The organism is Peristeroidobacter soli (genome assembly GCF_004138485.1).
GTDB lineage: Bacteria > Pseudomonadota > Gammaproteobacteria > Steroidobacterales > Steroidobacteraceae > Steroidobacter > Steroidobacter soli.
This window is the reverse complement of record NZ_RYEV01000004.1, coordinates 1-15,280: the sequence shown is the minus strand read 5'-3', so window position 1 is coordinate 15,280 and position 15,280 is coordinate 1. Positions and strand designations below refer to the sequence as shown.

The following is a 15,280-nucleotide window of genomic DNA, read 5'->3' as shown; positions in this document are numbered from 1 at the left end:
GCAGCGAGCATGCCGGCGAGCGCTGTCTGGGTGATAAACGTGCGTCTTGTCCACATAGGGGTGATCGATCCGGCAGCTGAAATGGAATTGACTTGGTTTGTCACTCAAGGAGTAACGCTGAAGCATCTATGCGGAATTGCGATGGAGATAGGGATCTCTGAGGAGCTGGTCACAGGGCAGCAAGAGTATCCGTGGGATTTCGCCGAACGGAAGAGCGATGAATAAAATGCTGGGCGTCGAACAATCTTAATTTCCAGTATCGAAGTGAAGGGGAGTGGGTTTTGTACGGGTAGAGCACACTTGCCGATGTCGAGTCCCGATCAAGTCTGACCTTCGATATCAGACGTTCCCGGCGATTGAAGCACCGATGCGTTTCGCCGATCGCCCGTAAGATGAAGAGTCAGGTTTGTGGAAAGGCAAAAGGCGGAATGCGGGGAGTAGAGCAGACGGACGTGATCACCTGCGGACGCAATCCAATTCCGTGCACTCTCTGATGGCAGCGATTCATATGCGTACTCCGCCGATCGGCGAGTTGGCCACGGCTGACACAAATGAGTTGCGATCTGAATCCATTGAAAGCGGATGCAAGGCGAGTTGTCGGTGTTGAGACCTTAGCGCGACAGCAATATGGTGTGTGCTAAACAGGGGCAGTCAACTCCGTTCAAGTGCCGTGTAAATGCGCAGGGAAGCCGGTGAAAGACAGCGACGGGTATGATGTTGTTATCGTTGGCTCTGGTGCCGGTGGCGGGATGTCCGCCTATGTACTCACGAAACGCCGGGTGAAGACGCTGATTATCGAGGCGGGCAGGCATTATGATCCTGTCGCCGAAGCAGCAATGTTCCAGGTACAAGCGGACGCTCCGCTGAACGGTGCGGCGACCCCAGACAGACCATTTGGTTTTTACGCCGCCAACATCGGAGGTTGGGAGATCGAGGGAGAGCCATATACGCGTGCAGAAGGCACTGAGTTTCAGTGGCTGCGAGCACGGATGCTCGGAGGGCGCACCAATCACTGGGGGCAGACCACCTTACGCTACGGCCCGTACGACTTTCGAACATTTACTCGCTTTGGGCTGGGGGCTGATTGGCCGATCGGCTATGAGGATCTTGCCCCCTACTACGAGCGGGTGGAGCGGTTGGTTGGCGTCTTTGGAGCCGCCGAAGGTATCGAAAACAGTCCAGATTCGCCGCCTGGCGTGCTTCTGCCGCCGCCGCCACTTCACGTTTACGAGCTATGGGTGCAGATGGTCCTCAAGCGCCGGTTAGGCATTCAGATGGTTCCCAATCATGTCGCGGTTCTCACGCGCCCCCTCAATGGTCGGCAAGCCTGTCTTTACGCTACGCCGTGCGTACGAGGGTGCTCAATCCGCGCCAGCTTCCAAAGCCCGACCGTATTGCTTGCTCCTGCGTTGGCGTCCGGGTGCCTCGAGATCCGCACGAACGCGATGGCGTACGAGCTGCCCATCGATCATCGAGGTCGAGTCTCCGGCGTCCGGTATATAGACAAGTCCACGGGTGCTCGACGCTTCGTCCGAGCTCGTGCGGTGGTGTTAGCTGCGAGCGCATGTGAGAGTGCGCGGATACTACTCAACTCGCGGAGTGCCTCCTTTCCAGCTGGCCTGGCAAACAGTTCCGGGCAGGTGGGACGCAATTTGACCGACTCGGTCGTCACCTCGGTGAGAGGGGTCATCCCGGCACTGTGCGGGTTGCCTCCGTTCAATGATGATGGGACATCCGCCGCACACGGTCTGGTTCCATGGTGGCGCCACCGCGACCAGCGAGCGGGCAAGCTGCGTTTTCAGACGGAGTACCAGCTGTTTGCTGGTGGTGGCCGATCGATGCCTTCGGTTGGTTCATTCAAATTCATTTTGGATGAATCGGGCAAGCCGATCTACGGCAAGCAACTCCATGAAGTGTTACGTCACAAGTACGGTTCAGAACTGTGGCTGACCTCCTGCGGCGGTATGGTTCCGAACGAGCACTGTCACTGCGAGATCGATCCCAAGGTGAAGGACCAGTGGGGCATTCCCGTGCTCAAGTTTCACTGGCGGTTTGGTGCCCAAGAGATCGAGCAAGCGCGACATGCTCTCACGACGACGAGCGACATGATTACAGCGATGGGGGGTAAGCCGAATGTAGTGGCTACGATGTCTCGCGGCGGACAAGCTATACACGAAGTGGGTACCGCGCGGATGGGAGCGAAGCCCTCAGAATCGGTATTGAATGGATTCAGCCAGGCATGGGATGTCCCCAACCTGTATGTTGCGGATGGCGCGAGCCTTGCTAGCCACGCGTGCAAGAATCCGACGCATACGATCATGGCTCTCGCCTGGCGGGCGAGCGAGAACCTCGCACAGCGCTTCGTGCGCAAGGAGGTCTAGTGGAATCGAGCGGGGTCACGCGTCGAACTGCACTGAAATATGCCGGCCTCATCCTTTTGGCGGCACGCGGGGGGCGGGATCTTCCAGCATATGCCGCGGGAGCGCCGGCACGCGGATATGGCAGTGATCCGGACCTACGAACACGGCCGGTGAATTGGGCCAGGACTTTGAGCACGCCGGAGCTGGCGTTGCTGGCTGCTCTCTGCGATATCGTGATCCCAGCCGCGCCGCCTCATCCGTCGGGCGGGATGCTCAAAGTACACGAGTTTCTGGACGAATGGCTCAGCGCACCTTACCCGCAAATGCAATCCGACAGATTCATCATCTTAGAAGGTTTGGCAAAGCTCGACGAAGCGGCATTGGGGGAGTTTGGACGGCCGTTTGCGCAAATGGACCTCCCGGGACAAGCTGCAGTCTTTGATCGACTATGCAACTTCAAAGATAGTTCAGCCTTTGCGCGGCGATTGATTGAGTTGATCTGCGATGGTTACTACCCGACGCGCGAAGGGCACGCCGCTATTGCGTATGTGGGAAACGTTCCTCTGGAGCGATTTCCTGGCGCATCGGCGGATATCGTGCGTCACTTGGAGCAACAGATTCAGGCACTGCCGGGCATACCGCAGATGGCCTCATCGATGTCGCAAGTACCTGAGGCGAACTGATCGGCCGCGACGGATTGTCGAGGTTTCCTCGGACGACTCGACGTTGGCGCGATACCGTAGGAAGCTCGCTCTGGGCGACCCAGGCCTAGACCCGAGCGCTTCGTTGATCTACTCGCGGTGCCGAAATAGCTCGGGTCGTAGGGATTTAAAGCGATCAGTGAAGCGTACCACCTGAAAGCCATTGTCTGCACTGGTAAACCATATTTCGCCATTCGGACGAAACAATGGGGCGATGATCACAGCATCCGCCGTTTTGTCTAGTGCCGGTTTATCCTTTGGCGCCAGTGCCCGAAAGAGCGATCCTGGTCGATGGCCCGTGCGAAGCGCGGGCGGTTTGTAGTAGGCAACCTCTTCCGGTCGTCCTGGATCTCGAATATCGAAGATGCGCAAACCACTCTCGAAGTAGCCGCAAGCCGCAAGCTTGGCGTCCTCAGGATCATCCACGCTGCACGCAAAGCCACCGTAGGCGCCTGCGTCATAGCGAATCCGCTCGCAATTGGCTGGGTCCGCGACCTCAAGCAATAGACGAGAAGCTACTCGGGGGAGTTGCTCATTTTGGAGATCGATGATTCTCGCGAATCCTCCCGAAGCATTCTTGAGGTCGCACGGGTGCGAAGTTGCGAGCGTCCCAGAGTTATCTGTGAAGATGAGGTATGGGCGGCCGCGGATCTTTGCAAGCGTCGTTCCCTCCGCCCCGTGTGAGTCGTTCCAGAACAACGTGCTGATGAGTCGGAATTGTCCGCCCGATCGATGGTTCGAGACATCGCTCGCATCAAGAATCACGAGTCCGTTGGGGCCGGCGCCGGGCACCGATTCATCGGTCATCCGCTTGAGCGACACGTAGAGGCGAGACCCTTCCTTGTTGACGCCAACGCTGTGAGTGGTCCAGTTTCGTTGTGGGGGTTTCCAGGTATCGATGATCCGTGGGTGTGATGGGTCGCTCACGTCAAGTGCGAAGACTGAGGAATCTACGGCACCATTTACCGTGGGGGGCCAAGTCGCTCCATAGTATATATTGCCATCACTGCTAAATTGGCCTGCATGTGAGAAGAGTCCCGGATAGGAGACGCTGCTCTTGAGTTCCGGTCGGCGGCAATCCGCCGAAAGATCGTAGATATCGAAAGTGGATCCCGGACGGCTAGCAATCAGGAGTTTGCGCCCAACATGAATGTCAAGAGATTCGTGTGCGTCCAGCATCGCCGGGCTACTCAAATACGTGGCAATTGTCGGGCGGCGTGAGTTTGATACATCTAGAACGGTAACCCCAGGATGCTGAAGGGCAGGGTTGTTTGCCGTTGAGTAATACGCGCAGATGTCGAAGGCCTCCACATCGGCGCCCGAGCCTTCACCAGCAAATGCGCCGACCAGTTCGAGATTGCAGTTGTAGGCCAGTGTAGGGCCGGAGCTGAATCTCTCTGCGAGGGTGGTTTGTCCCTGAAGTCCGCTTTCCGTGCGGTCGCCAGCGCCGCACGGGGCTCTGCTCATCGAGTGGATTTGATCTTCAGAAAGAGCAGGGCGGACCGATATTAGAAGCGCCGCTCCGACTATGATCTCGCGAAATACGTGATTGATCCGACGGCGGGCTGATGAATGAGTTCGCATCACTGTCCTTCGCTAGATCGGGCGTGAGCGAGTATCGAGAAAGGCGCGATCCAGCTTGTGCCACGGCGTAAAAGTGGTTTGCAATTCCTGTACGCGACCGATGCGCGCTGCCAGATACCCCTTGAAAAGAATTTCGTGCACGTGCAACTGTTGGTCACCGCCACAAGTGGGCGACGCCAATCCCCGAATGCAGTCGACAAAGTGTTCAACCGCTCCTTCACTGGGCCCAGTTTCCTTTCGAGTAGCTAGGCGATAGCAGTCCGGGCGGCCATCCGATGCTAGAGGCGTGGCGCCCGGAATCGACCGCTTTGGTGAATGGACGACCACCTCGTCGCCGAACAGCTGAGTCCATATGGTGCCATGACGACAATAGATCACCGCGTCCGTGCGCCCCCAAGAGACGGCCCATAGTGCCCTCAGCAAGGCTTGCTGCCCACCTGGCCACTCGATAACGAGGCTCACATTGTCGTCAATGGTGGTCTCCACGGTCTTATCGCCAACGATACGATGAGGAATCAGTGTGTTCACAAAACCGGTGACCCGGCTGGCGGGGCCGAGCATCGCGATGAGCCGACTCACCGGGTAGACCAGCGTGTCGAGCATCACACCGCCGGCGACACTCGCATCGTAGTACCAATTTGCTCGCGAATGACCGTCGATCAGTAATTGGCTTTCTGCACCGGTGAAAACGCCGATGGCGGCCTCGTTCAGCTGCTGTAAGGCGGCGTAGAAGGATGGTGTGGCGTCGAAGGGTAGATTGAGGAACACCGCTCCGCTCTTGCGGCCGGCATCCACCATTGCCTGGCAATCTTCGTAGGTGGTTGCCATTGGCTTCTCGCACATGACATGAATCCCACGATTCAGTGCAGCAATGGTCGGTGCGGCATGGACTGAGCTTGGGGTAGCGATGACGACGGCGTCCGGCTTGACGGCGTCATACATTGCGTTGTAGTCATTGAACCAGCGGCCTATACCATATTCCTTGGCTCGAGCTTCTGCGCTTTCCGACGTACGTGCGCACGTAGCCACAAACTGTGCACGCTGGCTAGCTGCTGCTTGCTTGAGAAACTTGTGTGAAACCTGCCCGGTGCCAACGATCGCCAGCCGAAGCTTTCCATTCCCTGCACGGCGGTCTGTTGGTTTCCTATCAACCCCCTCTGCAAGCCGGATCCCACCGGCCGAAAGAACTCCTACTCCACTCAGTTTGAGAAATTCACGACGGCTTGACATGCAGATCTCTCCGAAGAGCAAGGTAAGTACGATCCGCTCACCGCGCCGCGTTGCAAGCGGGGCAACTTAGAAGGATTGAGTCTGTACCCGGGCTCTGGGCGCACCGATCCATGATCAGCCGCGTCTTGACCGGCGCGTTTGGCGCTCTGCAAGTCATCGACCACCATTGGGCGGAAGGCGAAGCATGACGGGAGACTGCAATAGGGGCGGCATCTTGAGATGACGGACCGATAGATTCGCGGAGCCCCCGCTGCAGGTTCTGATCCGTGGCTGAGGCTTCTGCTGAGCTATTCAACAGACAGACCGGTCGAAGGTGATGGATGAGCCCAACGATCCGGGAAGTGGCGCCTCGCGTGGCGCAGATTTACTGCACGATCATCGTGTCAAATGGAGCTGTGTGGGCACGTGCGACCCAGGGTGCCAACGTCGCGACGTCCAAATGCGCGCTTGCTGGGGCCACACCCGAGCGTATGGAGGGACGGTTGGATTGCCGAGCGCGTGGTTGTACACCTCGGATATTGACGATTGTCTCGGTCTGACACTGCGCGCGGCGGATCATTGCGTCGTCGACCGGTGCTTACTGCGGGCTGAAGGAGCCTCGTGCGCGCGCAGGGCTGCATCGCGCTTCAGTGTGGGAGGTGAGCACATAATTAACTGATGAGGCTTGTATGGCGGGATGGATTCATGTTCTTTCCGACATGAATCTAGCGTTGAAGACAGCGCCGGCCTGTGAGCGGACGCTTAGGGTGAAGGGATGTTCGCATCCAGCGGTATGAATCAATCCATCCTGGCCGAAGGCAGCGTTAGCGAAGCGATGCTTCGTTTGGCAGTACCGACATTATGCGCAAACGCGCTTCTCTCACTCAACGGTGTGGTGAACGCAATCTGGATAGGAAAGTACCTAGGAGAGGCGGCGCTCGCGGCAGTGGTCGTAGCAAACACCGTCGTGGGTGTCCTCGCCGGCGTTGTCTACGGGCTCGTAGCGGCGGCGGCCATTGTTGTCGGTCAGTACCTGGGAGCTGGCGATGTCTCGGAAGTGCGACGAGTCGTAGGCACCGGGGCGTCGATGATCGCTTTACTTTCCGTGCTACTCGCGATCTGCAGTTTTTGGCTTGCAGAACAAATATTGATGATGATGGGCGCACCTTTAGAGGCTCTTCCATTAGCAATGCCATACCTGAAGGCACTGTTAGTATCGCTTCCGAGCACCTGCTTTTTCGCGTTGATAGTATCTACTATGCGCAGCATTGGGGATGCAAAGACACCGTTGTACTTTCTAATGCTCTCGGTAGGTCTTGATATCGCTTTGAATCCGATATTCATCTTCGGTATAGGTCCAATTCCATCATTGGGGATTGTAGGGGGCGCAGTTGCCTCCGGAATTGCACAAACGGTCGGCGCAACGGTGCTTATGGTTTTTGCATATAGATGGAACACCGTTCTCTGTATTCGAAAACGAGATCTTCCAATGCTGTGGCCGAATTTACGCATCGCTAAAAGGGTGCTAAGCATGGGGATTCCGATGGGCGTGCCGGTGCTTCTGGTCCTACTGAGCAGCGGCATGCTAGTCGCTCTCGTGAACCGCTTTGGTGTGGAAATGACCGCCGCATTTGGGGCGGCCAGCCAAACGTGGAGCTATTTGGTGATGCCGGCAACTTCCGTTGGCGTTGCGGTGACTGCGATGGTGGCCCAGTGCGTTGGCGCCGGAAATTGGCTGCGGATCCGCTCGATAGCCTATGTCGGCCTAATTTATGCCGTCACGTTCACCTCCTTGATGGTGCTGGTTCTCTATTTTGCTGGAAGCTCGGTATATCAAGCATTCCTACCGTTGGATTCAGCGGCGGCGGTGGTTGCAGTTCAGATCAACGCCGTCGTGGCCTGGTCATTCGCTTTCTCCGCGGTCTCAATCGTCCTGTTGGGCGTTGCACGAGCATCCGGATCCGTTGTCATGCCGATGCTGATAGACATGGGGACAGTGATTGTTCTTAGAATAGGTATCGCATCGACACTCGTCGATTACTGGCAAGCGGATGCAATTTGGTGGAGCATCTCGATGTCATCCGCGGTGGGAGCGGTGCTGGCGATCCTCAACTACAGGTACGGCGCCTGGCGGCTCATGAGGTCTGGCGTGCGGCTAAGCCTGACGGCATAGGGTACTGCGGCAGACTGTACGCCTTGCCCACGAGGGACGGTGATCGAGAATATTCCATCCGCTGACACTTATCAGGATGGCTGAAGCGTCTGCAGTGGCTCATGTCCTGAGGGAATAGCGCGATCTTGAGCCAGCTGATCGGTGACGGTCAGACTGAGCCGATTGAGAAGGAGCAGGAACTCCGGGCGCGCACTCGCGCGAATGGCTGCTTCGTGCAGCCGTTAACAGGTTTGCTGGTCCTGCTGTCCTCAAAGAGTCTCTGGATTTCACGATCGAGCCAGGACGAACTGGGTTGATTCTGGCACGACGGCGTTCGAGTGAAACTGGGGCCGTTCTAACGTTGTTCGAGCGAGCCGAGAGGGCTGTCTGAATATGAGCATAAAACTGTCCATATGTATTGCAACGATGAATCGCGGATCGTTCATTGGAGATACTCTGGATAGCATAATCAATCAAGCAACGAGCGATTGCGAGATCGTCGTTCTTGATGGTGCGTCTACCGATGACACTGCTCAAGTTGTCGCAGCGCGGAGACGCAGGTTTGAACGATTGCGTTACATCAGGCAGGCTGAAAACAATGGTATAGATCAGGATTTTGACCGCGCGGTGGAACTCTCGCGCGGTGAGTATTGCTGGCTATTTTCCGATGATGATCTCCTCAAAACAGGCGCATTGAATACGGTTCTCAGAGTGCTTCAGGACGACTTTAGCTTGGTGCTAGTAAATGGTGAGCACCGCGATTTCACTATGACGAAAGTTCACGTTCCCAACTTCTTCATGATGGACTCTGACAAAGTATATTCTGCCGGAGACATGGATGGATTATTTGCCGATCTGGGTCGTTGCCTGATCTGCATCTGCTGTGTCGTCATCAAGCGAAGCGTATGGCTCGAGAGAGATCGGAAGGCCTACTATGGTTCCAGGTTCATTCATATGGGGGTAATATTTCAGCAGCCTTTGCCTCAGGGGGCATATGCAATATCGTCGGTACTGATGAGCTTGCGCCTCGGCAACGCGCAGACGCACGCTAGAGACGGCTTTTTAGTTTGGTACATAAAGTTGCCATGGCTGATTTGGTCGCTTCCTATTTCCGAAGCGACAAAGATCAGCTTCTCAAATCCCGAGCCGTGGAAGGATTTCACTTATCTCTTAGCGCTTCGTTCGGTGGGGGCATACTCGTCGCTGGAGTACAAGCGGTCAGTTCGTCCGCTCCTGCAATCGGTTAGATCGAGGGTGATTCCGATGCTTGTGGGACATACGCCACGTAAGGTAGCCCGCTGGCTGGGTTTGCTAATCTCATCGGTTGGCAAGCGGTACAAACTCTCGCACACGCCATGGAAGAAGACGCACCCGGACTCTTGGAACCAATACGTTGATGGGCTCGAGGGGGGGGCGAGTCATTAAGCACTGGGCACTCAAGATGCTGTGTTCGAAGAGCGCGACACAACGTCCCTTCTCGGGGCAGCGTGCGTGAGTGTTCCCTGCGTCGTGTTCTGCCTTGAGCCGCAACCGCCGGTCATCGTTATCGCAGTCATCGAGCCATTCCAAGGGCCACAAAAATTCAGAATGCTCCTCGCCTCTAACGCCTAGGCCGCCTGTCGGCGGACAAAGCGGCCCGCTTCAGCGAAATGCGCAGCTTGTGAATATGCTTTGGAATGTAATGCGGCGCGACGTTCAAGAGCTATCGGTAGTCAAGGGGATTGAAAGTGGTCGCGAACATCTCCAATAAATTGGATGTCGAATTTCCCTTTTCCTGTTTGGATGCGCGTCCTGATCCAGAGAATTGAACCGTCCCATTGATAGGCGTTCGCGGGGAGAGGCGTTCCGTCAAGCGTGATTAGCGCAAGCTTGCTTGGGGCGTCGTCAATCTCAAATGTCGGATTGATGATCGCACGCGGAGAGTTGAGGTCGAGAGTGATCGATGATGATTCGGCGACCACACGCAGTGCGCGCCGCTCAGGAGTGTACGCGGGAACGGCGGGTCGCCCTCCGGTAACCGTGATGGACGGAGGATGTAAGTAGCTCTTCGCCATCTCGATGACATCTGCATCTGACAGATCGGTATTTCCAATCATCCAAACGAATCTGTTGAGATTGCAGAGACGGGGCGGAGCGGCACAGTCAGGCATCTCCCATTGACTCTGTTGCAACGGAGCCATTTCAAATCGCAGTTTGTTTGAGTCAGGGTCAATTGGGATCCATACTGCAAGACTGCTGTGCGCTGGTCCGGCGGATATCTGATCGTTGATTGTCCATCCTGTCCACTTTCCCCGCGTCACTGGCCAGTGATTGCCCCAGTACGCAGGACTAACGATCTCGCCGCGATCGTATATTGGTGGAAATATGTAAGGAGCGAGCACGCGGAGTTCGCTTCGCCCATTGAAGTGTACGTAGATCGCAGAAGATCTATCATCCTTATGGGAGAAGACTCGGTATAAGGTCGGAGTCGTGCCTAGCAGGGGGAGCTGCGAGAACTGTGTACGAGAACTCTCGAGATCGCGGGGCTCGGTCTTCGAGTATGGCAGGGAGACACGTTCCTTTTGGCCAGAATCCAACTCTATCGCCTCGATCGAGTACTTTGGAAACACCTCAAGTGGGTATGCAGAAGGAGGGGTAATAACTATGAACTCCGAGAGCTGCGGAGGATCGGCATCCGTTGGAGCGACGAACGTTACGACGCGAGTGCCAAATCCGTCGGGATAGAAGTAAAAGTCTTCGACAGCGGATCCCCCATTAATCTCATAATGTATGTCAGTGAGTTGATAATCCCAGCGTACATGGACGCGGGACGCACTTGATTCGACAATGTGTACGCGGCCGTAGCGTAATTCACTGTCGAAGATTGGCTCGGGGCAGTCGGTAGAGCCATCCGGATGGGGCACCATCAGTTCTTTATTGCAATTCTCGACCCATTGATACAGGGTTCCGGTGTTGTGCTGCCCAGCCCAGAATGGAACATAGCTAGCGCCACGCCAGAATACGAAGCGGGAGCCGTTTGGCAGGAACACGACGATGTCCTTGAGACGCTCATCCCAGGCGGATTGATACGAGATTGATCGGCGAGGCAATCCATTCTGTGGGTCAAAGGATGGAATGGGGGCGTCGTATCGGAGCTTCGTTTCCACCGCACCGAAGCTGGGCCAAGGTTGACGTGGAAGGTGGGCTATCATCACGCCGATCTCCTTCGAGAATAGCGGCTGATGCTTTCCGTCGAGCAAGCGGATGTGTAGGGTGGTTTGGGTGGCCTCGCTTGACAAGGGGAGTGTGAGTGAGGCCGTGACGCGTTTTCCTTTTCGCAATGGGAGCGGCTTCTCCACTTTCCCGTCGCCTTGAAACCAAGCTACGAGACGAGCGGCCGGCAGGTGTGTCGAGTTTGAGAGGGCAGCAAAGTCTACGGTGGCGCTTTCGCCGTTTCGCATCAGTAATTCCTTATAGGGAGGCAATATGGTGCCCAAATCGACGGGATTGGCGAGGTGAAGAGGGTGGGCGACGGCATCAGCTTCAAGCTCCGGGCGCGTAATCTCCCGCCGCTGTAGAATTTCGGTACGCTCATTGCAGTGGCTTTCCAGTACTACACTAGTGGCCGCTGGCGGAAGGCTCACGTGAGCAAAGCGCTTGCCACGGCTTGCCTCTGCGAGGAAGCTGCTGAATCCGGCGTAGTCACTCGGATTGACTGAAAGCTCGAGCGCTTGCCGCTTGAGTGGGCGGTCATCGTGAAAAATGGTGAAGTAGTATTTCGCCGATGTCGGTTGTTCGGACGAGATCTCGACGTGTGCAACGAGGGGGCTTCCCACAAGGTCGAGACCGAACGGCGGTCGCCAGCGATGCCCGTGATCAACGGTGAGATTCGATGAAGTGACTGACTCACATCCCTTTACTCCAGCAGGTGCATTCTTCGGTGCTAGGGGGATGATGATCAGGCTCGTGGCTACCAATACAGCGAGTCTTTGCTGCCTGACCTTACCTTCAACGCTCATGTTCGTCTCCGTGCCGATTTGCCGGCCCAGTGGATCGACCGCCGGTGCCTGCTCCGATGCCCCCTTTTGGCGATGAATGGGCCGGAAGCGGTGAGTTGCGCGCGTAAGAGCGAAGTCTGTGCGGCGCCGTAAGCCGCGGGATCGTGGTGTTCGATCCCGCCCCGCATCGAGCTGATCCGGCTTTGTCTCGACTGGAATTCGGAGGCTCTGGGCCGTTCGGTTGGAACTTCAGGCCGCTCTTTGCCTCAAGTTGGTGCCGATTGCTCAGATCGGCGGCTTGCTCAGATTGCGTGATGGAGTAAGGATGGATGCAGAGAAATTGACGGCGCGAATGGAGTTTGGAACTTACGAGCAGGAGCTTCGTATGACGACGCGACGGCCTACGGTGATGATATTTCTAATGGCAGATCTGGGCGGGAAGGATGGTGCGGCCGCTTGGGCACGACATCTGCTGTTTCAGCTGCGCCAAATTGAGGGCATTCGTTTCGTGGTCGTGACGAGTGAGACTTCATCGAGGAGCAGAGATCACGCGGACGCAATACTCGAGGGCGCGTTCGAGCATGTTGCCATACAGTGGCGGGAGAACGGAGCGGGCACGTCCGGGACTGAGAGGTGGGTTGGCGTCAAGCGGACGATTCAGCGAGCCTCGGATCACATAGGTGAGCAGCTGATCCGAAAGCAGTCGCATATCGATCGAGAGTTCAAGGCGATCGTAGAGACCGTTCAGCCAGATCTAGTGATGATTAACGACATCTGGGCAGCCTTTCATCTGCCGGCCGTGTTCGATAGCAATGTACGCAAGTGTCTGATCTTGCTCAACGATGAAGTGTCATTCCACAAGCAGTTGCTATCTTACTTGGGATCCGATCTCACTACATATCGTTGGTCGAGGTGGATCGCGCAATTCAGGTTTCGCCGGAAATTCGAGCGAATCGTTAGGAGATGTCAAGCCATAGTAGTGCTGACGCGGAATGACATTCCAAAAATGCGTCCTGCAAATCAACTCACGGCCGTGCTCCCGCCTTTGCTCAGCGAGCAAAGCAGAGGCTGGGAACATACCAAAAGTCGGCGGCTATTGTTTGTGGGACACATCAGGCACTTTTCGAACCGATACGCCATCGAGTGGATATGCACGAGACTCATGCCTGCAATGAGTGAGTTGGACGACACGGTAACGATGTGTATCGTCGGGGCAACCGATGATTGCGTGCCTGCGCACTGGCGGTCGAGCAGTGTGGTGTTCCTCGGTGACGCAGGCCGGGAGGGGATCGTTCGACATCTGCTAAGTGACGATCTATTCGTCGCTCCTATAAGCAACCCATTTGGTGCCAAACTGAAGCTCGCAGAGTGCGCCGCTTACGGCATGCCGTTTGTTGCCACTGATGCTGCAATGAGTGGGTTGCCTTTCCTTCCAAACGTCCCACGCATCGATTTGGCTAATCCTCGTGCGGCTGCATTGATTATCAAGCAATGTATCGAAAGCGGTAAAACGTTGCGCGAGTTGAGCATGTATATCGAGCAGGAGACAAGGAAGGCCCGATGTGAGCAAACTCAAGAGTGGAGGGTGCTTGTTCGGAGAGCGCTGGAATGCGAGGTGTACGCGCGACAGTCATAGTCACGCGGATTCGGCAGGGTGGAACGAACTTAAGGAGTAAGCGGGTGGACTGGGCCGCATTGACGTGAGCGGACAGCAACGCCGAACACCGAATCGTACCGTTGGCGTTGCTTAGATGGTCATTTCTTTGATGACCCGGTTTTCCACGACAGCCTGGACGACAGCGGCATCCAGCCGCTGCAAAATCTGCGGCGGACCTGTCTGAATTTTTGTGTTCGAGGCATATCATGACCTATAGGAGTCGATATGCCGAGAAAGAAGAAGTCCAACGCCCCGACCGAGGCGCAGAGCGCTGAGCCGAAGATTCCCAAGGAATTGTTGGATCAGCTGATCCCCGGTCCGATCACCCAGGGTGAGTTCGAGTCGATCTACCGAGCCTTGAAGAAAGCCATTATCGAGCGCGCGATGAGCGCGGAGATGACCTCGCATCTGGGCTACAAGCATGGCGAACCTAAGCCGCCCGGGCAGACCAACCAGCGCAACGGCACCAGCGGCAAGACCGTGCTCACCGATGATGGCCCTGTCGATATCGAGGTGCCGCGCGATCGGGAAGGCAGCTACGAGCCGTTGATCGTCGGCAAGCACGAACGTCGCTTCACTGGCTTCGACCAGAAAGTCATCGCGATGTACGCCCGTGGCATGACGGTGCGGGAGATCCAAGGCTATCTGCTGGAGATGTACGGCACCGAGGTCTCGCCGGACTTCATCAGCAAGGTCACCGACGAGGTGATGACCGAGGTCGTTGCCTGGCAGAGCCGGCCGCTCGAGCCGATGTATCCGGTCGTGTTCTTCGATGCACTGCGCGTGAAGATCCGCGACGACGCGGTCGTGCGCAACAAGGCCGTCTACTTGGCGCTGGCGGTGCTGCCCGACGGCACCCGCGACGTGCTGGGTATCTGGATCGAGCAGACCGAAGGGGCGAAGTTCTGGCTGAAGGTCTTCAACGAGCTGCGCAGACGCGGCGTCAATGACATCCTCATCGCCGTGGTCGATGGGCTCAAGGGCCTGGCGGATGCGATCGCCACCGCGTTCCCACAGACCACCGTCCAGACGTGCATCGTGCATCTGATCCGCAGCAGCCTCGACTACGCGAGCTGGAAAGAACGAAAGGCCATCGCGGCAGCGCTGCGCCCGATCTACGCAGCGGCAACCCTGGAGGCCGCTCACGAGGCGCTGGAGGACTTTGCCAGCGGCGGTTGGGGCCAGAAATACCCAACGATCGTGCAGTCCTGGCGCCGAGCCTGGGAGCACGTCATCCCGTTCTTTGCCTTCCCGCCGGAAGTGCGCCGGATCGTTTACACCACCAACATGATCGAGAGCCTGCATATGCAGTTGCGCAAGATCATCAAGAACCGCGGCCACTTCCCCAGCGATGAGGCCGCAATCAAGTTGCTCTGGCTGGCCCTTCGCAATATCAACGATGGCAAGGTACGATCAGCGCGCGAGTGGAAGCTGGCTGCACGATTTCCTCCGTTGAGACCCACCCAGTTTCCTGGGTTGGGGACCACCTGATTTCCTGAGTTCGGGACCACCGGATTTCCTCGGTTGGGGACCACCTGGCGGAGCGCTTTTCGAGGCGCCGCCGGCGCCGAGGAGTGGCCCGCCGATGTCCAGAGTCGATCCGTCCGAGCCTGTCGCACAGGCTCATCCCACCGAGCCCG

At 56.8% G+C, this 15,280-nt stretch carries 10 protein-coding genes; 7 read left to right on the top strand and 3 right to left on the bottom strand.

The annotated features are described in order from the left end of the window. Nucleotides 1-9: 9 nt before the first annotated feature. The 3 genes from EKO19_RS15830 to EKO19_RS38310 all read left to right on the top strand — a co-directional run bounded on the left by EKO19_RS15830 (nucleotide 10) and on the right by EKO19_RS38310 (nucleotide 3,043). Nucleotides 10-225 carry a hypothetical protein gene (locus EKO19_RS15830; RefSeq protein WP_129777446.1) on the top strand — a complete coding sequence of 72 codons (216 nt, stop codon included), beginning with the start codon at nucleotides 10-12 and terminating at the stop codon, nucleotides 223-225. A 467-nt stretch (nucleotides 226-692) separates the two neighbouring features. Continuing rightward, a complete protein-coding gene (locus EKO19_RS15825; protein WP_217705400.1) occupies nucleotides 693-2,381 on the top strand; it encodes a GMC oxidoreductase in 1,689 nt (562 codons plus the stop codon). A 188-nt stretch (nucleotides 2,382-2,569) separates the two neighbouring features. After that, nucleotides 2,570-3,043, top strand: coding sequence for a gluconate 2-dehydrogenase subunit 3 family protein (locus tag EKO19_RS38310; protein WP_157995280.1), 474 nt, complete (start codon nucleotides 2,570-2,572; stop codon nucleotides 3,041-3,043). 108 nt (nucleotides 3,044-3,151) lie between these two features. Here the strand turns inward: EKO19_RS38310 and EKO19_RS15815 are convergent, their stop codons facing one another. Beyond that, complete coding sequence (locus EKO19_RS15815) at nucleotides 3,152-4,645, bottom strand: LVIVD repeat-containing protein (protein ID WP_129777444.1); 1,494 nt, start codon at nucleotides 4,643-4,645, stop codon at nucleotides 3,152-3,154. 12 nt (nucleotides 4,646-4,657) lie between these two features. Beyond that, nucleotides 4,658-5,875: a Gfo/Idh/MocA family protein gene (locus EKO19_RS15810; protein WP_129777443.1), complete on the bottom strand. Its 1,218-nt coding sequence runs from the start codon at nucleotides 5,873-5,875 to the stop codon at nucleotides 4,658-4,660. A gap of 754 nt (nucleotides 5,876-6,629) precedes the next feature. Between EKO19_RS15810 and EKO19_RS15805 the strand changes: the two genes are divergently transcribed. Together EKO19_RS15805 and EKO19_RS15800 are read left to right on the top strand one after the other, a co-directional pair. Next, complete coding sequence (locus tag EKO19_RS15805) at nucleotides 6,630-8,027, top strand: MATE family efflux transporter (RefSeq protein WP_129777442.1); 1,398 nt, start codon at nucleotides 6,630-6,632, stop codon at nucleotides 8,025-8,027. 372 nt (nucleotides 8,028-8,399) lie between these two features. Further along, nucleotides 8,400-9,431 carry a glycosyltransferase family 2 protein gene (locus tag EKO19_RS15800; protein ID WP_129777441.1) on the top strand — a complete coding sequence of 344 codons (1,032 nt, stop codon included), beginning with the start codon at nucleotides 8,400-8,402 and terminating at the stop codon, nucleotides 9,429-9,431. 287 nt (nucleotides 9,432-9,718) lie between these two features. On the opposite strand, the gene EKO19_RS15795 is transcribed toward EKO19_RS15800, so the two are convergent. After that, nucleotides 9,719-12,004, bottom strand: a complete 2,286-nt coding sequence (locus EKO19_RS15795; protein ID WP_129777440.1) for a hypothetical protein — start codon at nucleotides 12,002-12,004, stop codon at nucleotides 9,719-9,721. A gap of 304 nt (nucleotides 12,005-12,308) precedes the next feature. Here EKO19_RS15795 and EKO19_RS15790 point away from each other — a divergent pair, with 304 nt between their 5' ends. Next, complete coding sequence (locus tag EKO19_RS15790) at nucleotides 12,309-13,619, top strand: glycosyltransferase (protein WP_129777439.1); 1,311 nt, start codon at nucleotides 12,309-12,311, stop codon at nucleotides 13,617-13,619. A gap of 246 nt (nucleotides 13,620-13,865) precedes the next feature. Beyond that, nucleotides 13,866-15,131 (top strand): IS256 family transposase, encoded by a 1,266-nt coding sequence (locus EKO19_RS15785; protein WP_129777438.1) that lies wholly within the window; start codon nucleotides 13,866-13,868, stop codon nucleotides 15,129-15,131. Nucleotides 15,132-15,280 lie beyond the last annotated feature (149 nt).